The 20,190-nt window shown below is 59.3% G+C and carries 18 protein-coding genes; 16 read left to right on the top strand and 2 right to left on the bottom strand.

Translation table 11 applies throughout. The features are described from left to right. Positions 1-24: 24 nt before the first annotated feature. The 8 genes from nuoG (at position 25) to nuoN (ending at position 10,050) form a co-directional block, all read left to right on the top strand. The gene (nuoG, locus tag ACMGGU_RS14310) at positions 25-2,748 is read left to right on the top strand and encodes an NADH-quinone oxidoreductase subunit NuoG (RefSeq protein WP_021241554.1); all 2,724 of its coding nucleotides are present in this window, start codon (positions 25-27) and stop codon (positions 2,746-2,748) included. Further along, complete coding sequence (nuoH, locus tag ACMGGU_RS14305; protein ID WP_008500211.1) at positions 2,745-3,722, top strand: NADH-quinone oxidoreductase subunit NuoH; 978 nt, start codon at positions 2,745-2,747, stop codon at positions 3,720-3,722. Before nuoG ends, nuoH begins: the two co-directional genes overlap by 4 nt. Positions 3,723-3,735: 13 nt before the next feature. Next, positions 3,736-4,278, top strand: a complete 543-nt coding sequence (nuoI, locus tag ACMGGU_RS14300; RefSeq protein ID WP_003861491.1) for an NADH-quinone oxidoreductase subunit NuoI — start codon at positions 3,736-3,738, stop codon at positions 4,276-4,278. A 10-nt stretch (positions 4,279-4,288) separates the two neighbouring features. Further along, entirely contained in the window at positions 4,289-4,843 is a 555-nt protein-coding gene (gene nuoJ, locus ACMGGU_RS14295) for an NADH-quinone oxidoreductase subunit J (protein ID WP_008500212.1), read from the top strand. Next, a complete protein-coding gene (gene nuoK / locus ACMGGU_RS14290; protein WP_003861496.1) occupies positions 4,840-5,142 on the top strand; it encodes an NADH-quinone oxidoreductase subunit NuoK in 303 nt (100 codons plus the stop codon). Before nuoJ ends, nuoK begins: the two co-directional genes overlap by 4 nt. Then, a complete protein-coding gene (nuoL, locus tag ACMGGU_RS14285; protein WP_023325763.1) occupies positions 5,139-6,980 on the top strand; it encodes an NADH-quinone oxidoreductase subunit L in 1,842 nt (613 codons plus the stop codon). Before nuoK ends, nuoL begins: the two co-directional genes overlap by 4 nt. A gap of 76 nt (positions 6,981-7,056) precedes the next feature. Next, entirely contained in the window at positions 7,057-8,586 is a 1,530-nt protein-coding gene (gene nuoM, locus ACMGGU_RS14280; protein WP_008500214.1) for an NADH-quinone oxidoreductase subunit M, read from the top strand. Positions 8,587-8,592: 6 nt separating this feature from the next. Next, positions 8,593-10,050 carry an NADH-quinone oxidoreductase subunit NuoN gene (nuoN, locus tag ACMGGU_RS14275; protein WP_024908971.1) on the top strand — a complete coding sequence of 486 codons (1,458 nt, stop codon included), beginning with the start codon at positions 8,593-8,595 and terminating at the stop codon, positions 10,048-10,050. A 92-nt stretch (positions 10,051-10,142) separates the two neighbouring features. On the opposite strand, the gene ACMGGU_RS14270 is transcribed toward nuoN, so the two are convergent. Beyond that, positions 10,143-11,147, bottom strand: a complete 1,005-nt coding sequence (locus tag ACMGGU_RS14270) for a chemotaxis protein (protein ID WP_262811159.1) — start codon at positions 11,145-11,147, stop codon at positions 10,143-10,145. Positions 11,148-11,211: 64 nt separating this feature from the next. Beyond that, on the bottom strand, positions 11,212-12,129 hold the full coding sequence (gene rbn / locus ACMGGU_RS14265; protein WP_045908723.1) for a ribonuclease BN: 918 nt from the start codon (positions 12,127-12,129) through the stop codon (positions 11,212-11,214). A gap of 71 nt (positions 12,130-12,200) precedes the next feature. Here rbn and ACMGGU_RS14260 point away from each other — a divergent pair, with 71 nt between their 5' ends. From ACMGGU_RS14260 to menE, 8 genes are all read left to right on the top strand, one after another. Then, positions 12,201-12,662: a GNAT family N-acetyltransferase gene (locus ACMGGU_RS14260; protein WP_023344582.1), complete on the top strand. Its 462-nt coding sequence runs from the start codon at positions 12,201-12,203 to the stop codon at positions 12,660-12,662. A gap of 53 nt (positions 12,663-12,715) precedes the next feature. Further along, positions 12,716-13,021, top strand: a complete 306-nt coding sequence (elaB, locus tag ACMGGU_RS14255) for a stress response protein ElaB (protein WP_008500219.1) — start codon at positions 12,716-12,718, stop codon at positions 13,019-13,021. 86 nt (positions 13,022-13,107) lie between these two features. Next, the gene (menF, locus tag ACMGGU_RS14250; RefSeq protein WP_048224229.1) at positions 13,108-14,403 is read left to right on the top strand and encodes an isochorismate synthase MenF; all 1,296 of its coding nucleotides are present in this window, start codon (positions 13,108-13,110) and stop codon (positions 14,401-14,403) included. An 88-nt stretch (positions 14,404-14,491) separates the two neighbouring features. Beyond that, the gene (gene menD / locus ACMGGU_RS14245; RefSeq protein ID WP_048029683.1) at positions 14,492-16,162 is read left to right on the top strand and encodes a 2-succinyl-5-enolpyruvyl-6-hydroxy-3-cyclohexene-1-carboxylic-acid synthase; all 1,671 of its coding nucleotides are present in this window, start codon (positions 14,492-14,494) and stop codon (positions 16,160-16,162) included. Further along, positions 16,159-16,935, top strand: coding sequence for a 2-succinyl-6-hydroxy-2,4-cyclohexadiene-1-carboxylate synthase (menH, locus tag ACMGGU_RS14240; RefSeq protein WP_420300673.1), 777 nt, complete (start codon positions 16,159-16,161; stop codon positions 16,933-16,935). The genes menD and menH overlap by 4 nt, the downstream gene beginning before the upstream one ends. Further along, entirely contained in the window at positions 16,932-17,789 is an 858-nt protein-coding gene (gene menB, locus ACMGGU_RS14235; protein WP_008500223.1) for a 1,4-dihydroxy-2-naphthoyl-CoA synthase, read from the top strand. The genes menH and menB overlap by 4 nt, the downstream gene beginning before the upstream one ends. Next, a complete protein-coding gene (gene menC / locus ACMGGU_RS14230; protein WP_229226166.1) occupies positions 17,789-18,754 on the top strand; it encodes an o-succinylbenzoate synthase in 966 nt (321 codons plus the stop codon). The genes menB and menC overlap by 1 nt, the downstream gene beginning before the upstream one ends. Then, positions 18,751-20,112, top strand: coding sequence for an o-succinylbenzoate--CoA ligase (gene menE / locus ACMGGU_RS14225; RefSeq protein ID WP_406915634.1), 1,362 nt, complete (start codon positions 18,751-18,753; stop codon positions 20,110-20,112). Before menC ends, menE begins: the two co-directional genes overlap by 4 nt. Positions 20,113-20,190: the final 78 nt, after the last annotated feature.

Below are 20,190 nucleotides of genomic sequence, written 5' to 3'. Positions count from 1 at the left end.
ACCGAGCCAACTGGAAGCATGCTAATGGCTACGATTCATGTAGACGGCAAAGAATACGAAGTCAACGGGGCGGACAACCTGCTGGAAGCTTGTCTGTCTCTTGGCCTCGATATTCCGTACTTTTGCTGGCATCCGGCGCTGGGCAGCGTCGGTGCTTGCCGCCAGTGTGCGGTGAAGCAATATCAAAACGCGGAAGACACGCGTGGTCGCCTGGTGATGTCCTGTATGACGCCAGCCACCGAAGGCACCTTTATTTCGATTGATGACGAAGAAGCCAAACAGTTCCGCGAAAGCGTGGTGGAGTGGTTGATGACCAACCACCCGCACGACTGTCCGGTTTGTGAAGAGGGCGGTAACTGCCACCTTCAGGATATGACCGTGATGACCGGTCACAGCTTCCGTCGCTATCGCTTTACCAAGCGTACCCACCGTAACCAGGATCTGGGGCCGTTCATCTCTCACGAAATGAACCGCTGCATCGCCTGCTATCGCTGCGTGCGTTACTACAAAGACTATGCAGACGGTCAGGATCTGGGCGTGTATGGCGCGCATGACAACGTCTACTTCGGTCGTCCGGAAGACGGCGTGCTGGAGAGCGAATTCTCCGGTAACCTGGTAGAAATCTGCCCGACCGGCGTCTTCACGGATAAAACTCACTCCGAGCGTTACAACCGTAAATGGGACATGCAGTTTGCGCCAAGCATCTGCCAGCAGTGTTCCCTCGGCTGTAACACCAGCCCGGGTGAGCGCTACGGCGAACTGCGTCGTATCGAAAACCGCTACAACGGTACCGTTAACCACTACTTCCTGTGCGACCGCGGTCGTTTCGGCTATGGCTATGTGAACCTGAAAGACCGTCCGCGTCAGCCGGTTCAGCGCCGTGGCGACGATTTCATTACCCTGAACGCAGAACAGGCGATGCAGGGCGCGGCAGATATTCTGCGCCAGTCGAAGAAAGTGATCGGTATCGGCTCCCCGCGTGCCAGCATCGAAAGCAACTTCGCGCTGCGCGAGCTGGTCGGGGCGGAAAACTTCTATACCGGCATCGCCCAGGGCGAGCAGGAACGTCTGCAGCTGGTACTGAAAGTGCTGCGTGAAGGCGGTATCCATACCCCTGCGCTGCGCGAAATCGAATCCTATGATGCGGTCCTGGTGCTGGGTGAAGACCTGACCCAGACAGGCGCCCGCGCAGCTCTGGCGGTTCGTCAGGCGGTGAAGGGTAAAGCACGTGAAATGGCAGCGGCGCAAAAAGTGGCTGACTGGCAGATTGCGGCGATCCTGAACATCGGTCAGCGCGCGAAGCATCCTCTGTTTGTGACCAACGTCGACAATACCCGTCTGGACGATATCGCGGCGTGGACCTACTGCGCACCGGTTGAAGATCAGGCGCGTCTTGGTTTTGCCATTGCCCACGCGCTGGACAACAACTCACCGGCCGTTGAGCTGGATCGCGACCTGCAAAACAAGGTTGACGTGATTGTTCAGGCCCTGGCCGGTGCGAAGAAACCGCTGATTATTTCCGGTACCAACGCCGGTAGCGCAGAGATCATTCAGGCCGCAGCCAACGTGGCCAAAGCCCTGAAAGGCCGCGGTGCTGACGTCGGTGTGACCATGATTGCCCGTGCGGTGAACAGCATTGGTCTGGGCATGATTGGCGGCGGCTCGCTGGAAGCTGCGTTAAGCGAACTGGAATCCGGTGCCGCTGACGCCGTGGTGGTGCTGGAAAACGACCTGCATCGCCATGCTTCTGCCGCTCGCGTTGACGCCGCGCTCTCCAAAGCGCCGCTGGTGATGGTGATTGACCATCAGCGCACCGCGATTATGGACAAAGCGCACCTGGTGCTCTCTGCGGCAAGCTTCGCAGAAAGCGACGGTACCGTTATCAACAACGAAGGCCGCGCGCAGCGTTTCTTCCAGGTTTATGACCCGTCTTACTACGACAGCAACACCGTGATGCTGGAAAGCTGGCGCTGGCTGCACTCCCTGCACAGCACCGTGCAGAGCCGTGAAGTGGACTGGACGCAGCTCGACCACGTTATCGACGCGGTGGTGGAAAAACTGCCTCAGCTGGCAGGCATTAAAGATGCCGCGCCTGAAGCGAGCTTCCGCATTCGCGGCCAGAAACTGGCGCGTGAACCGCACCGTTACAGCGGCCGTACTGCAATGCGCGCCAATATCAGCGTGCACGAACCGCGCCAGCCGCAGGATAAAGACACCATGTTCGCCTTCTCCATGGAAGGGAACAACCAGCCGTCTGCGCCGCGTTCGCAAATCCCGTTCGCATGGGCACCGGGCTGGAACTCCCCGCAGGCATGGAACAAGTTCCAGGCTGAAGTGGGCGGCTCCCTGCGCCACGGCGATCCGGGCGTGCGTCTGATTGAAGCTTCCGAAACCGGTCTGGACTTCTTCACCACCGTACCGGCGAGCTTCCAGGCGCAGGACGGTAGCTGGCGTATTGCACCGTACTACCACCTGTTCGGTAGCGACGAGCTGTCCCAGCGTTCACCGGTCTTCCAGACCCGTATGCCGCAGCCGTACATCAAGCTTAACCCGGCGGATGCCGCGAAGCTTGGCGTTAACGCGGGTGCGAACATCGCCTTTAGCTATGACGGCCAGACCATCAGCCTGCCGCTGATTATTTCTGAAAGTCTGACAGCAGGGCAGGTCGGTCTGCCGATGGGTATGCCTGGCATCGCGCCGGTTCTGGCGGGTGCGCGTCTTGATAATCTGCAGGAGGCAAAAGCATGAGTTGGTTAACGCCGGATCTTATCGACATCCTGCTGAGCATTCTGAAAGCGATTGTTATCCTGCTGGTGGTGGTCACCTGCGGCGCGTTCATGAGCTTTGGTGAACGTCGTCTGCTCGGTCTGTTCCAGAACCGTTACGGACCGAACCGCGTGGGCTGGGGTGGTTCACTCCAGCTGGTCGCGGATATGATCAAGATGTTCTTTAAAGAGGACTGGATCCCGCGCTTCTCGGATCGCGTGATCTTTACTCTGGCACCGATGATCGCCTTCACCTCGCTGCTGCTGGCGTTTGCTATCGTGCCGGTCAGCCCGACCTGGGTGGTCGCTGACCTGAACATCGGCATTCTGTTCTTCCTGATGATGGCAGGCCTCGCGGTTTACGCGGTCCTGTTCGCAGGCTGGTCCAGTAACAACAAATACTCGCTGCTGGGTGCGATGCGTGCTTCCGCGCAGACCCTGAGCTACGAAGTGTTCCTGGGTCTCTCCCTGATGGGCGTGGTGGCGCAGGCCGGTTCATTCAACATGACCGACATCGTCAACAACCAGGCCGACATCTGGAACGTTATTCCGCAGTTCTTTGGGTTTATTACCTTTGCCATCGCGGGCGTGGCAGTGTGTCACCGTCACCCGTTTGACCAGCCAGAAGCCGAACAGGAACTGGCCGACGGTTACCACATCGAATATTCCGGTATGAAATTCGGTCTGTTCTTCGTGGGCGAGTACATCGGTATTGTCACCATTTCCGCGTTGATGGTAACGCTGTTCTTCGGTGGCTGGCATGGCCCGTTCTTACCGCCGTTCATCTGGTTCGCGCTGAAAACCGCGTTCTTCATGATGATGTTCATTTTGATTCGCGCAGCGTTACCGCGTCCGCGTTATGACCAGGTAATGTCCTTCGGCTGGAAAGTGTGCCTGCCGCTGACGCTCGTCAACTTGTTGGTAACGGCCGCTGTCATTCTCTGGCAGCAGCCATAAGGGGCAATAGACCATGACCTTAAAAGAATTACTGGTAGGCTTCGGTACCCAGGTACGCAGTATCTGGATGATCGGCCTGCATGCGTTTGCCAAACGCGAAACCCGGATGTACCCGGAAGAGCCGGTATATCTGCCGCCGCGCTACCGTGGCCGTATCGTGCTGACGCGCGACCCGGATGGTTCCGAGCGCTGCGTTGCCTGTAACCTGTGTGCGGTAGCGTGCCCGGTCGGCTGTATCTCTCTGCAGAAAGCCGAGACGGTAGACGGCCGCTGGTACCCTGAGTTTTTCCGCATCAACTTCTCACGCTGCATCTTCTGCGGTCTGTGTGAAGAAGCGTGCCCAACCACGGCGATTCAGCTGACTCCAGACTTCGAGCTGGGTGAGTACAAGCGTCAGGACCTGGTGTACGAGAAAGAGGATCTGCTGATTTCCGGTCCGGGCAAATACCCGGAATATAACTTCTACCGGATGGCGGGTATGGCAATCGACGGCAAAGATAAGGGCGAAGCAGAGAACGAAGCTAAGCCTATCGACGTCAAGAGCCTGTTACCGTAAGGAGAGGGCAATGGAATTCGCTTTTTATATCTGTGGCCTTATCGCCATCCTGGCTACGCTGCGAGTGATCACGCACACCAATCCGGTGCATGCGCTGCTGTACTTAATCATCTCGCTGCTGGCCATTTCCGGGGTGTTCTTCGCACTGGGCGCGCACTTCGCCGGTGCGCTGGAAATCATCGTCTACGCCGGGGCCATCATGGTGCTGTTCGTGTTCGTGGTGATGATGCTGAACCTGGGCGGCTCTGAAATTGAGCAGGAACGTCAGTGGTTAAAACCGCAGGTGTGGATCGGCCCGGCAATTTTGTCGGCCATCATGCTGGTGGTGATCGTTTACGCCATTCTGGGTGTTAACGATCAGGGCATCGACGGCACGCCGATTGGCGCGAAAGAGGTGGGTATCACGCTCTTTGGCCCATACGTTCTGGCAGTGGAACTGGCCTCAATGCTGCTGCTGGCAGGTCTGGTTGTGGCTTTCCACGTTGGCCGCGAAGAGCGTGCTGGCGAGGTGCTGAGCAACCGCACTGACGACCGCGCGAAAAGAAAAACGGAGGAGCGCGCATGATCCCCTTAACACATGGACTGATCCTCGCTGCGATTTTATTCGTTCTGGGTCTGACCGGTCTGGTTATCCGCCGCAATCTGCTGTTTATGCTGATCGGGCTGGAAATCATGATTAACGCCTCCGCGCTGGCCTTCGTGGTCGCCGGAAGCTACTGGGGCCAGACCGATGGTCAGGTGATGTACATTCTCGCCATCAGCCTCGCGGCTGCCGAAGCGAGTATTGGCCTGGCGCTGTTGCTGCAGCTCCATCGTCGCCGCCAGAATCTGAACATCGATTCAGTAAGTGAGTTGCGTGGATGAACATGCTTGCCTTAACCATTATTTTTCCGCTGATTGGCTTCGTGCTGCTGGCGTTTTCTCGCGGCCGCTGGTCTGAGAATCTGTCTGCAACCGTCGGCATGGGCTCTGTTGGCCTGGCCGCGCTGGTGACAGCGTATGCGGGTATCGACTTCTTTAACAACGGGCGTCAGCCTTTCAGCGTGCCGCTGTGGACCTGGATGTCAGTCGGTGATTTCAACATCGGTTTCAACCTGGTGCTGGATGGTCTCTCCCTGACCATGCTCTCCGTGGTCACCGGCGTCGGCTTCCTGATCCACATGTTCGCCTCCTGGTATATGCGCGGTGAAGAGGGTTACTCCCGCTTCTTCGCCTACACCAACCTGTTTATCGCAAGCATGGTGGTTCTGGTCCTGGCCGATAACCTGCTGCTGATGTATCTGGGCTGGGAAGGCGTGGGTCTGTGTTCTTACCTGCTGATCGGTTTCTACTATACCGATCCGAAGAATGGCGCAGCGGCCATGAAAGCGTTCGTCGTGACCCGCGTGGGTGATGTCTTCCTCGCTTTCGCGCTGTTCATTCTTTACAACGAACTGGGCACGCTGAACTTCCGCGAAATGGTGGAACTGGCGCCAGCGCACTTCGCCGCAGGCAACAACATGCTGTGGTGGGCAACGCTGATGCTGCTGGGTGGTGCCGTGGGTAAATCCGCACAGCTGCCGTTGCAGACATGGCTGGCAGATGCGATGGCGGGTCCAACCCCTGTCTCCGCGCTGATCCACGCTGCGACCATGGTCACCGCCGGTGTCTACCTGATTGCGCGTACCCATGGCCTGTTCCTGATGACCCCGGAAATTCTGCATCTGGTGGGTATCGTCGGTGCGGTCACGCTGGTGCTGGCAGGCTTTGCCGCGCTGGTGCAGACCGACATCAAGCGCGTTCTCGCGTACTCAACCATGAGCCAGATTGGTTACATGTTCCTCGCGCTGGGCGTTCAGGCGTGGGACGCGGCCATTTTCCACCTGATGACGCACGCGTTCTTTAAAGCGCTGCTGTTCCTCTCATCCGGTTCGGTGATTCTGGCCTGCCATCACGAGCAGAACATCTTCAAAATGGGCGGACTGCGTAAGTCTATCCCGCTGGTCTATGTCTGCTTCCTGGTGGGCGGCGCGGCGCTGGCGGCACTGCCGCTGATCACCGCGGGCTTCTTCAGTAAGGACGAAATCCTTGCGGGTGCCATGGCGAATGGTCATATCAATCTGATGGTTGCGGGTCTGGTCGGTGCGTTCATGACCTCCCTGTATACCTTCCGTATGATTTTCATCGTATTCCACGGTAAAGAACAAATTCATGCTCACGCAGGGAAGGGGATTACCCATCACCTGCCGCTGATTGTGCTGCTGGTACTGTCCACCTTCGTTGGCGCGATGATTGTGCCTCCGCTGCAGGGCGTGCTGCCAGACACCACCGAGCTTGAGCACGGTCGCGTTCTGACGCTTGAAATCACCTCCGGTGTGGTCGCTATCGCGGGCATCCTGATTGCCGCATGGCTATGGCTGGGTAAACGTACGCTGGTCACTGCCGTGGCCAACAGTGCGCCGGGCCGCCTGCTGGGCACCTGGTGGTACAACGCGTGGGGCTTCGACTGGCTGTACGACATGATCTTCGTTAAGCCATTCCTGGGCATCGCGTGGCTGCTGAAGCGCGACCCGCTGAACAGCCTGATGAATATCCCGGCGATCCTTTCCCGCTTTGCAGGCAAAGGCCTGCTGTACAGCGAGAACGGTTACCTGCGCTGGTATGTGGCGTCCATGAGCATCGGTGCGGTTGTCGTGCTGGCGCTGCTGATGGTGTTGCGTTGATCGTTAAGTGAATTTTATTCGAATTCGTTGAAAATCAGGCCCCTGCTGGGGGCCTTAAAAAGGAATGTAAATCGCCATGTTACTACCCTGGCTAATATTAATTCCCTTCATCGGCGGCTTCCTGTGCTGGCAGACTGAACGCTTTGGCGTGAAGATGCCGCGCTGGATCGCGCTGATCACCATGGGATTGACGCTCGCGCTTGGCCTGCAACTGTGGTTGCAGGGCGGTTACTCACTGACCCAGTCTGCGGGCATTCCGCAGTGGCAGTCTGAGTTCATCCTGCCGTGGATCCCACGTTTCGGCATTACGATCCACCTGGCGATTGACGGTCTCTCACTGCTGATGGTGGTGCTGACCGGTCTGCTCGGCGTTCTGGCGGTACTCTGCTCCTGGCGAGAAATCGAAAAATACCAGGGCTTCTTCCACCTGAACCTGATGTGGATCCTGGGCGGCGTGATCGGCGTGTTCCTTGCCATCGACATGTTCCTGTTCTTCTTCTTCTGGGAGATGATGCTGGTTCCGATGTACTTCCTGATCGCGCTGTGGGGCCACAAGGCATCCGACGGTAAAACGCGTATCACGGCGGCAACCAAGTTCTTCATCTATACCCAGGCGAGTGGTCTGGTGATGTTGATTGCCATTCTGGCGCTGGTGTTTGTTCACCACAACGCGACCGGCACCTGGACCTTCAACTACGAAGACCTGCTGAAGACCCCAATGTCTCACGGCGTGGAATATCTGCTGATGCTGGGCTTCTTCATCGCCTTCGCGGTGAAAATGCCGGTGGTTCCGCTGCACGGCTGGCTGCCAGACGCGCACTCTCAGGCGCCAACGGCGGGTTCCGTTGACCTGGCGGGCATCTTGCTGAAAACGGCGGCCTACGGTCTGCTGCGTTTCGCTCTGCCGCTGTTCCCGAATGCCTCCGCAGAATTCGCACCGATTGCCATGTGGCTGGGTGTCATCGGTATCTTCTACGGTGCCTGGATGGCCTTCACCCAGTACGACATCAAGCGTCTGATTGCTTATACCTCCGTTTCCCACATGGGCTTCGTGCTGATTGCTATCTACACCGGCAGCCAGCTGGCGTACCAGGGGGCGGTGATCCAGATGATTGCGCACGGTCTGTCCGCAGCCGGTCTCTTCATCCTGTGCGGTCAGCTGTACGAACGTCTGCACACCCGCGACATGCGTATGATGGGCGGCCTGTGGAGCAAAATTAAGTGGCTGCCAGCGCTCTCCATGTTCTTCGCGGTGGCGACTCTGGGGATGCCGGGCACCGGTAACTTCGTCGGCGAATTTATGATTCTGTTCGGCAGCTTCAAAGTGGTACCGGTGATTACCGTGATCTCCACCTTTGGTCTGGTGTTCGCTTCCGTCTACTCGCTGGCGATGCTGCACCGCGCTTACTTCGGTAAAGCGAAGAGCGAAATTGCTGCACAAGAACTGCCGGGGATGTCGCTGCGTGAGCTGTTCATCATCCTGCTGCTGGTCGTACTGCTGGTGCTGCTGGGCTTCTTCCCGCAGCCGATTCTGGATACCTCGCACAGCGCGATGGGCAATATCCAGCAGTGGTTTGTTAATTCTGTTTCTACTACAAGGCCGTAATTCGCCATGACAATAACTCCACAACAACTGATCGCGCTGCTACCGCTGCTGATCGTCGGATTGACGGTGGTGGTTGTGATGCTCTCCATTGCGTGGCGACGCAATCACTTCCTGAATGCCACGCTGTCGGTCATCGGCCTGAACGCCGCATTAGTCTCTCTCTGGTTTGTTGGCCAGGGTGGGGCGATGGACGTCACCCCGCTGATGCGCGTTGACGGTTACGCCATGCTGTATACCGGTCTGGTGCTGCTGGCGAGCCTGGCAACCTGTACCTTTGCGTACCCGTGGCTCGAAGGCTACAACGACAACAAAGAAGAGTTTTACCTGCTGGTTCTGATTGCCGCGCTGGGCGGCATTCTGCTGGCGAATGCGAACCACCTGGCCGCGCTGTTCCTCGGCATTGAGCTGATCTCTCTGCCGCTGTTCGGTCTGATTGGTTACGCCTTCCGCCAGAAGCGCTCCCTGGAAGCAAGCATCAAGTACACCATCCTGTCTGCGGCGGCGTCCTCGTTCCTGCTGTTTGGTATTGCGCTGGTGTACGCACAGTCCGGTAACCTCTCCTTTATGGCGCTCGGCAAGAGCCTCGGTGACGGCATGCTGCATGAGCCGCTGCTGCTGGCGGGTCTGGGCATGATGATTGTTGGCCTCGGCTTCAAACTCTCTCTGGTGCCGTTCCACCTGTGGACGCCAGACGTTTACCAGGGCGCGCCAGCGCCGGTGTCGACCTTCCTGGCGACGGCGAGCAAAATCGCCATCTTCGGGGTGGTTATGCGTCTGTTCCTGTACGCACCGGTGGGTGACAGCGAAGCGGTTCGCGTGGTGCTGGGCATTATTGCGTTCGTCTCCATCATCTTCGGTAACCTGATGGCGCTGAGCCAGACCAACATCAAACGTCTGCTGGGCTACTCGTCTATCTCTCATCTGGGCTACCTGATGGTGGCGCTGATTGCGCTGCAGAGCGGTGAGATGTCGATGGAAGCCGTGGGCGTCTATCTGGCCGGTTACCTGTTCAGCAGCCTCGGCGCCTTCGGCGTGGTGAGCCTGATGTCCAGCCCGTACCGTGGTCCGGATGCCGATTCACTGTTCTCCTACCGTGGTCTGTTCTGGCACCGTCCGATCCTGTCCGCAGTGATGACCGTGATGATGCTCTCTCTGGCGGGTATCCCGATGACGCTCGGCTTTATCGGTAAGTTCTACGTGCTGGCCGTCGGTGTGCAGGCGCACCTGTGGTGGCTGACTGCGGGCGTGGTGATTGGGTCCGCGATTGGTCTCTACTACTACCTGCGCGTGGCCGTGAGCCTGTACCTGAGCGCGCCTCAGCAGCTCAACCGTGATGCCCCAACCAACTGGCAGTACAGCGCTGGCGGTATTGTGGTTCTCATCTCCGCGCTGCTGGTGCTGATCTTCGGTATCTATCCGCAGCCGCTGATTGATATCGTGCAGCGAGCGATGCCATTAATGTAAAAACAAAAAACCCGCCTCGGCGGGTTTTTTTATGGTTTTCTCCCTCTCCCTGTGGGAGAGGGCCGGGGTGAGGGCACCAGCCCGCACCATGCTTAAGCCAGCTGTTTGCGGCTAATCAACGGCCCGTCAATCTTCTTCATCGAGCGGTCCAGCACTTCCTCAATCACTGACGACAGCTCGTTCAGCTCAAACTTCGCGACGTAGCCATCCGCTTTCACCTTACGAATATGGTCTTCGTTGGCGTTGCCGGAAAGGGAAGAGTGGATCACCACCGGAATATCTTTCAGTACCGGGTCGGTTTTGATTTTGCGCGTCAGCGTAAAACCGTCCATTTCCGGCATTTCGAGGTCGGTCAGCACCAGCGCGATCTTATCGGTGATGGGCACACCCTCAGTCTGCGCCTGTGCGGCCAGTACCCCAATTTTCTCCCACGCCTCTTTGCCGGTGATATGCAGCTGCGCCGGGATCTCCATCGCCTGCAGGCCTTTCTCCAGCATTGAGCGCGCCACTTTGGAGTCTTCCGCGACGATGGCGACCGCGCCCGGCTTGATATGGAATTTGGTGGTTTTCAGATTGGTGGCGTGCAGATCATGATTGGCCGGAGTGATGTCATACAGGATCTGCTCAACGTCCAGCACCATCGCCAGATCGTTGGTATCGCTCTTCTCGTCAAGACACGCAATGCTGGTGATGTAGCGACCGCTGACGGCGGTTTCCGCCGCGTGCACCTGCTTCCAGTCCAGACGCATGATGTTCTCAACCGACTCCACGGCAAACGCCTGCACGCTGCGCGCGTATTCGGTGATCAGCAGGATATTCAGCCCGGTGGTGGGCTTACAGCCTGCCACGGCAGCCAGGTCGATCACCGGGATCACCTGATCGCGAATATTCACCATTCCCATCAGCGGTGATTTCATCCCGGCGGGTTTCGTGAACTCCGGCATCGGCACAATTTCACGCAGCTTAAAGACGTTAATGCCAAACAGCTCAGATTTATTTTCGTTAAGAGAGGTGCCAAGACGGAACAGCAACAGTTCAAAACGGTTCGACAGGGTCAGATTCGCCCTGTCATCAATATCTTTCTGGAAATTATCCATTCTACCCTCGAGAGAAATGCTGACCTTTTAATCGTTATCGGCATCCTGAGGGAAAAATGAAGGACTAAACGCTGACCTGAGCGAAATCTTCGGCCAGCTCACATTCCGGGAACAGCGCGCGACACTCAGCCAGCAGCTTTTCACAGCCCCGCGCGTCGTAGCGCGAGCTGACGTGGGTGACGATGAGCCTCCCGACGCCCGCGTCACGGGCAAGCTGCGCCGCCTGTCGCGTCGAGCTATGACCCCGGCCGTTGGCTTTCTCTTCCATCGCCGTTTCAAGGGTCGCTTCATGCACCATCACGTCCACGCCCTGGGCCAGCGTGAGCGCCGCCCGGCACGGGGCCGTGTCGCCAAAAATGGCCAGCTTCTTGCCAGGCTGTGGGGCGGCGAGATAATCCTGACCGTTAATGACGCGCCCGTCCTCCAGCGTGACGGTCTCACCGTGCTTCAGGCGCTGGAACAGCGGTCCGGGCTTTACGCCATCGGCCATCAGCGCGGCGGCGTCCAGCGCGCCGGGTTTGTCATGCGCGTCAATGCGATAGCCATAGCACTCGACAGGGTGATTGAGCGGCTGAGCGCTCACCTTATAATCGCCATCATCGAAAATCAGGCCTTCGCTAATCTCAACGACCTCCAGCGGATAATCCGTCCACGACCCGCTCAGGCGCAGTGTGGTTTCAACAAACTCACGAATACCCGCAGGCCCGTAAATCGTCAGCGGGTTGGCGTTACCGGCCATCGAGCGGCTGCACAGCAGGCCGGGAAGGCCAAACAGATGGTCGCCGTGCAGATGGGTGATAAAAATTTTATCCAGCTTGCCGGGGTGATAAGCGGTGTGTAACAGCTGATGCTGCGTCCCTTCACCACAGTCAAACAGCCACAGCCCGCCGCGGGTGGGGTGTTTAAGATCCAGCAGTATCGCCGTCACATTTCGTGAGCGGGTTGGCACGCCCGCGGACGTACCCAGAAAAATCAGTTCCATAACGCAATCAGCCCTTTGCCGAACGGGAAGGGGTTTAGTATAACGTGATGAACCCCAGGAAGGAGACTGACATGATCCAGTGGCAAGATTTACACCATAGTGACCTCACCGTTCATTCACTTTACGCCGTGCTGAAACTGCGCTGCGAAGTGTTCGTGGTTGAACAGACCTGCCCGTATCAGGACATCGACGGCGACGATCTCGTCGGCGAGAACCGCCATATCCTCGGCTGGCGGAATAACGAGCTGGTGGCGTATGCGAGGATTCTGAAAAGCGAAGACGATTTTGAGCCTGTCGTCATTGGCCGCGTCATCATCAGCGGCAAAGCGCGCGGTGAAAAACTGGGCTATCAGCTGATGGAGAAAACGCTGGAGGCATGCCAGAAACAGTGGCCGAACAAGGCGTTATACCTGGGTGCGCAGGCGCACCTGCAGTCCTTCTACGGCCACTTTGGTTTCGTGCCGGTCACCGAGGTGTACGATGAAGACGGCATTCCTCACATCGGCATGGCGCGGGAAGCGAAGCAGGCGTAATGACGAGTCGTTGGCTATAGTTAGCGGACTGGTGTACTAACATGGAGAAAAATATGTCATTTCAATCCTGGGATACCCGTATCGACGACGACCTGGCCTTACTGAGCGAAACGCTGGAAGAGGTGTTACGTTCCTCGGGCGACCCTGCCGATCAGAAATATATTGAGCTAAAAGCCCGCGCCGAGCAGGCGCTGCATGAAGTGAAAAACCGCGTCAGCCATGCGTCCGATACCTACTACTACCGCGCTAAAAAAGCGGTGTACCGTGCCGATGATTACGTGCATGAAAAACCGTGGCAGGGTATTGGAGTCGGTGCTGCCGTCGGGTTGGTACTGGGGCTGCTGTTGGCCCGTCGTTAAGTCGCTTAACCACTCCCTATACGTGGGTACTGCTATTTATTGCCAGTACCCCGTATAATACGAGGTTTTAACAGGGAGAGGTTCGCGTGAATTCGATTTTCCTCGCGCTGGAGCAATTGCGTACCCAGCTTTCGCAAGCGTTACCCGCAACACCCGGCATATGTCATTTCGACGTCTCTTTCCCGTTAAACGACGCTTTCGACCCTCTCGCCTGGCTTGGGGCGCAGCAGTGCTATCCGCAGTTTTACTGGCAGCAGCGTAACGGCGATGAAGAACTGGCTGCGCTGGGGGCGGTGATCCCCTTTTCCTCTCTGGCGTTAGCCACGCAGTTTTTGCGCGAGCAAAACGCGGCAGGTGATACCCGTATCTGTGGCCTGAACGCCTTTACTCCGGAGCAGGGCAGCCTCTTTTTACCGCGGCTGCTCTGGCGACGTACCGCCGGCACCGCTACGCTGCGTCTGCAGCTGTGGAGCGATTATTCACTTCAGGAAGATGCCCTCGCCGCGCGGGATTTTTTACAGCAGCTCCGTCCTGCGAGATCTATCCGTCCGCTATCCGTTCAGGTTGAGCACGAAACCCATCAGCCGCAACAGGCCGAATGGCTGACGCTTATCCGCAGAGCGACAGAGGCCATCGCGCGCGGTGATTTCGAAAAGGTGGTTCTCGCCCGGGCAACCGATATCCGGTTTACACAGCGCGTTAACCCTGTCGCGCTGATGGCGGCCAGCCGCGCCCTGAATTTACATTGCTACCATTTCTGCATGATATTCGACGCCAGCAACGCGTTTCTTGGCTCGACCCCCGAGCGTCTCTGGCGGCGGCGCTGCACGCTGCTGCGCACCGAAGCGCTGGCGGGCACCGTCGCCAGCCATGCCGATGATGGCGAGGCGCAGCGTCTCGGCGAGTGGCTGCTGAACGACGATAAAAACCAGCGCGAAAATATGCTGGTCGTGGAAGATATTTGCCAGCGTCTTCAGCACTACACGCAGACGCTTGAGGTACTGCCCCCCCAGGTGGTGCGCCTGCGTAAAGTGCAGCATTTGCGCCGCTGTATCTGGACCGAACTCAAACAGGCCGACGACGAGCAGTGCCTGCATATGCTACAGCCGACGGCGGCCGTTGCCGGTTTGCCGCGACAGCCTGCGCGCGAATTTATTCAGAAGGTTGAGCCCTTTAACCGCGAGTGGTACGCCGGTTCTGCCGGGTATTTATCGCCTGACCAGAGTGAATTTTGCGTGGCGTTGCGCTCCGCCCGCGTCCAGGATGACTCCCTGCGGCTCTACGCCGGGGCCGGCATTGTCAGCGGGTCTGACCCGGAACAGGAGTGGCAGGAGATCGAAAACAAAGCGGCCGGATTGCGCTCTCTGCTCCTTAGGGATTAATACTGATTCGCGCAATCCCGATTCATATCAAAATTCCAATTTTTTCTATTATTTATACTGTGTCGCATTCTTGATACCGGACAATCTCATGTCAGTAAGTTCTTTTAACCGACGCTGGGCGGCGGTGATCCTTGAAGCCCTGACGCGCCACGGCGTCAGGCACGTGTGTATTGCACCGGGTTCTCGCTCAACGCCGCTGACGCTGGCGGCCGCCGAAAACCGGGCGTTGATTCACCACACCCACTTTGATGAGCGTGGCCTCGGGCATCTCGCGCTGGGTCTGGCGAAGGTCAGCAAAGAACCCGTGGCGGTGATTGTCACTTCCGGTACTGCCGTGGCGAACCTCTATCCGGCTCTGATTGAAGCCGGGTTAACAGGTGAAAAGCTGATTCTGCTGACGGCCGATCGTCCCCCTGAGCTTATCGACTGCGGCGCCAATCAGGCCATCCGTCAGCCGGGACTCTTTTCTTCACATCCTTCGCAGACGATTTCGCTGCCCCGTCCCACTCAGGATATTCCGGCAAGCTGGCTGGTCTCCACCGTCGATCATGCCATGGAGACGCTGCGCAGCGGGGCGCTGCATATTAACTGCCCGTTTGCCGAGCCGCTCTACGGCGAGTTGGACGACACGGGTCTTGACTGGCAGCAGACCCTCGGCGACTGGTGGCAGAGTGAGAAACCGTGGCTGCGCGAGCAGACGCACCTTGAGAGCGCGAAACAGCGCGACTGGTTTTTCTGGCGGCAGAAGCGTGGCGTGGTTATCGCCGGGCGCATGAGCGCCGCCGAAGGCAAGCTGGTCGCCGAGTGGGCGCAAACTCTGGGCTGGCCGCTGATAGGCGACGTGCTTTCCCAGACCGGGCAGCCGCTGCCGTGCGCGGATCTCTGGCTGGGTAATGCCAAAGCGGTCACCGAGCTGTCGCAGGCGCAGATTGTGGTCCAGCTTGGATCGAGTTTAACCGGCAAACGGTTACTGCAGTGGCAGGCCACCTGCACACCGGACGAATACTGGCTGGTGGACGCGCTGGAAGGGCGTCTTGACCCGGCGCACCATCGCGGTCGTCGTCTGGTCAGCCGTATCGACGCCTGGCTGGCGCTCCATCCGGCTGAAAAACGCAAACCCTGGGCGGTTACCCTCCCGGACCTGTCGCGCCAGGCGTGGGAATTGACCCATGCGCGCTGTGAAGCGTTCAGCGAGGCCGGGCTGGCGCACCGTATTCGCCAGTACCTGCCCGAGCAGGGGCAGCTGTTTGTCGGCAACAGCCTGGTCGTGCGGCTGATAGACGCCTTTTCGCAGCTGCCAGCAGGCTACCCGGTGTACAGCAACCGTGGCGCCAGCGGCATCGACGGACTGATCTCCACGGCGGCAGGCGTGCAGCGCGCCAGCGCGAAATCGACGCTGGCCATCGTGGGGGATCTCTCCGCGCTCTACGATCTCAACGCGCTGGCGCTGCTGCGTCAGGTGTCAGCCCCGTTCGTGCTGATTGTGGTCAACAACAACGGCGGGCAGATTTTCTCCCTGCTGCCTACGCCGCAGAGCGAGCGCGAGCGCTTCTATCTGATGCCGCAGAACGTGCAGTTCGAACACGCCGCGGCGATGTTCAGCCTGAAATATCATCGCCCGGAAAGCTGGGAACAGCTGGGTGCCGCGCTCGGTACAGCCTGGAAACAGCCCGGCGCGACGCTGATTGAGCTGGTGGTGAACGAGGCTGACGGTGCGCAGACCCTGCAAAGCCTGCTGGCGCAGGTGAGCCAGCTGTGATCCTCTCGGGTGTGCAGCAGGCCGGAAAACCAGGCTATCCCTGGCTGGTCTTTTTGCACGGTTTTTCCGGCGATTGCCGCGAGTGGCAGGGTGTTGGGGAGCGACTTCGTGACTACCCCCGGCTGTATCTGGATCTGCCGGGTCACGGTGGATCCCGGCACCTGGGCGTCGAGGGCTTCGACGAGATGAGCGCGTTGCTCACCCGAACTCTGATTAGTTACAACATACTGCAGTTCTGGCTCGTCGGGTACTCCCTCGGCGGCCGCATTGCGATGTTCCATGCCTGCCAGCAGCCAAAGGGGCTGTTGGGCCTGACGGTAGAAGGGGGACATCCGGGCCTGCAGGATGCCGATGCGCGACAGGCGCGGCTGGCATCCGACCGCCGCTGGGCAGCACGTTTTCGCAGCGAACCGCTGGATAAGGTGTTCGCTGACTGGTACCAACAGCCCGTGTTTGCCTCCCTGACGGACGCCCAGCGCGACGCGCTGATTACCCTGCGCAGCCAGAACAGCGGCGCGGCGCTGGCGATGATGCTCGAGGCAACATCGCTGGCCGTGCAGCCCGACCTGCGTGCTGCCCTGAGCGCGCGCCATTTCTCTTTTGATTATCTCTATGGCGAACGTGATGAGAAGTTTGCGGCCCTTGCCGCGGAGCTGAACGCTGTTCGCCATGCAATTCCCAACGCCGGACACAACGCCCACCGGGACAACCCCGATGCGGTTGCGGCAAGTCTGGCTCAGATACTGCGTCTTCGAATAAAGGACACTCTATGATCTACCCTGATGAACACATGCTTTACGCCCCGGTTGAATGGCAGGACTGCTCCGAAGGCTACACCGACATTCGTTACCACAAATCCACCGACGGCATTGCCAAAATCACCATCAACCGCCCGCAGGTGCGTAACGCCTTCCGTCCGCTGACCGTGAAAGAGATGATTCAGGCCCTGGCGGATGCGCGCTACGACGACAACATCGGCGTGATTGTCCTGACCGGCGAAGGCGAGAAAGCGTTCTGCTCCGGTGGCGATCAGAAAGTGCGCGGTGACTACGGCGGATACCAGGACGACGCGGGTACGCATCACCTGAACGTCCTCGATTTCCAGCGTCAGATCCGCACCTGTCCAAAACCGGTGGTGGCGATGGTGGCGGGCTACTCTATCGGCGGTGGCCACGTGCTGCACATGATGTGCGACCTGACCATTGCTGCCGAGAACGCCATCTTCGGCCAGACGGGCCCGAAAGTGGGATCTTTCGATGGCGGCTGGGGGGCCTCCTACATGGCGCGCATCGTCGGTCAGAAAAAAGCCCGCGAAATCTGGTTCCTGTGCCGTCAGTACAACGCGCAGGAAGCGCTGGATATGGGCCTGGTGAACACGGTGGTGCCGCTCGCCGATCTTGAAAAAGAGACCGTGCGCTGGTGCCGTGAAATGCTGCAAAACAGCCCGATGGCGCTGCGCTGCCTGAAAGCGGCACTCAACGCCGACTGCGACGGTCAGGCGGGTCTGCAGGAGCTGGCGGGCAATGCCACCATGCTGTTCTACATGACCGAAGAGGGTCAGGAAGGGCGCAATGCGTTTAACGAAAAACGCCAGCCAGACTTCAGCAAATACAAACGGAATCCGTAATGCGTCGCGCGCAGGTTTACCGCTGGCAGATACCGATGGACGCGGGCGTGGTGCTGCGTGAACGGCGGTTAAAAACCCGTGACGGCTTCTTCGTGCATCTGCAGCAGGGCGAGCGGGAAGGCTGGGGCGAGATTTCGCCTCTGCCGGGCTTTAGCCTCGAGTCGCTGGATGACGCGCGGGCGGCCTTGCTGGCGTGGGCGGACGCGTGGCGCGAGGGTGCAAATCCGGCGCTGCCGGAGGTCCCTTCCGCGGCCTTTGGTATCAGCTGCGCGCTGGCGGAGCTGGACGGCAGCCTGCCGGAAGCGGGGAATTACCGCGCGGCGCCGCTCTGCACGGGCGATCCGGACGAGCTGTTCGCGCTGCTCTCCGCCATGCCGGGCGAGAAGGTCGCGAAAATCAAAGTCGGGCTGTATGAAGCGGTGCGTGACGGCATGGTCGCCAACCTGCTGCTGGAGGCGATCCCCGATCTGCATCTGCGTCTGGACGCCAACCGCGCCTGGACCCCGCTTAAGGCGCAGCAGTTTGCGAAGTACGTCAATCCGGCGTACCGCAGCCGCATTGCCTTCCTCGAAGAGCCGTGCAAAACCCGCGAGGATTCGCGCGCGTTCGCCCGCGAAACGGGGATTGCCATCGCCTGGGATGAAAGCCTGCGCGAGGCCGATTTTGAATTTGCTGCCGAGCCCGGCGTCAGCGCGGTAGTGATTAAACCGACGCTGACCGGCAGCCTGGCGAAAGTGCGCGAGCAGGTCGCGGCGGCGCACGCCTTAGGGCTGACGGCGGTGATCAGCTCGTCAATTGAGTCCAGCCTTGGGTTAACCCAGCTGGCGCGCATGGCCGCCTGGCTAACGCCGGATACGGTTCCCGGCCTCGACACGCTGAACCTGATGCAGGCTCAGCTTCTCCGCCCGTGGCCGGACAGCGCGCTGCCGTGCCTCGACGTCGCGGCGCTGGAGCCGTTGCGATGAGTTTTACCGACTGGCCGTGGCGACACTGGTGCGCGCTGTTAGCCGATAAACCGGCCCTGAGGCTGAACGACGAGGTGCTCAGCTGGCAACAGCTGTGCGCGCGCATCGACAGCCTTGCGGCAGGCTTTCACCAGCAGGGCGTGGAGGAGGGCTGCGGCGTGCTGCTGCAGGCCCATAATCATCCGCAAACCCTGCTGGCGTGGCTGGCGCTGCTCCAGTGCGGGGCGCGTATTCTTCCCGCTAATCCGCAGCTACCGCGCCCGCTGCTGGACGTGCTGCTCCCGCAGATGACGCTGCGCTTTGCGCTGGTGCTGGACGGCAGCTACGACGCTCTTCCTGCCCTGTGCATGCGCGAGACAGCCGATGCGTATTGCGCTGCGTGGCAACCGGTGCGGCTGGCCTCCATGACGCTGACCTCCGGCTCCACCGGGCTGCCGAAAGCGGCGGTCCATACCTGCGAGGCCCACCTTGCCAGCGCGCGCGGCGTTTTGGCGCTGATGCCCTACGGTGAAGACGACGACTGGCTGCTTTCGCTGCCACTGTTTCACGTTTCCGGCCAGGGGATTTTATGGCGCTGGCTGCAGGCCGGCGCGCGGTTAACCGTACGCGAGAAACAGCCTCTGGAGCAGGCGCTGTGCGGCTGCACCCACGCCTCACTGGTGCCAACCCAGCTCTGGCGTTTGCTGAATGCCCACCAGCCTGTCGCACTGAAAGCGGTGTTGCTGGGCGGGGCGGCCATCCCTGTTGAATTGACCGAACAGGCGCGAGAGCAGGATATACGCACCTTCTGCGGTTACGGTCTGACCGAGTTTGCCTCTACCGTCTGTGCGAAAGAGGCGGACGGCGAGCCGGACGTGGGCTGTGCGCTGCCGGGCAGAGAGGTGCAGGTCGTTAACGGTGAAGTCTGGATCAGGGCGCAAAGCATGGCCTCAGGCTACTGGCGGGATGGTGAACTGATTCCGCTGACCAACGCGCAGGGATGGTTCGCCACACGCGATCGCGGCGAATGGCATGACGGCCGTCTGACAATCCTTGGCCGCATGGACAACCTCTTTTTTAGCGGCGGAGAAGGGATCCAGCCGGAATCGCTGGAGCGCGTTATCGCCACGCACCCGCAGGTTAACCAGGTGTTTATCGTTCCGCTGGACGACGCTGAATTCGGGCAACGTCCGGTGGCGGTCGTGGAGTGCGAGCCGGGAACGGATATCACCTGCTTACCCGACTGGGTGAGGGACAAGGTGGCGCGTTTTGAGCAACCCGTCCGCTGGCTGCTGCTGCCGACTGAACTCAAAAATGGCGGCATTAAAGTTTCGCGCCGCGCGCTGCAGGAGTGGGTTAACGCAGCGCTGAAGGGATAATAGCCGTTTCAAATAGTTACAATCTACTGACCGGCCGCACGCAGAGTGCTTGATCCCCGGAAGACCCAGGTTAAAATC

Source organism: Enterobacter sp. BNK-8, assembly GCF_048685095.1.
Lineage (GTDB): Bacteria > Pseudomonadota > Gammaproteobacteria > Enterobacterales > Enterobacteriaceae > Enterobacter > Enterobacter quasiroggenkampii.
Note: the sequence above shows the minus strand (reverse complement) of the source record. Positions and strands in the feature narration are given on the sequence as shown.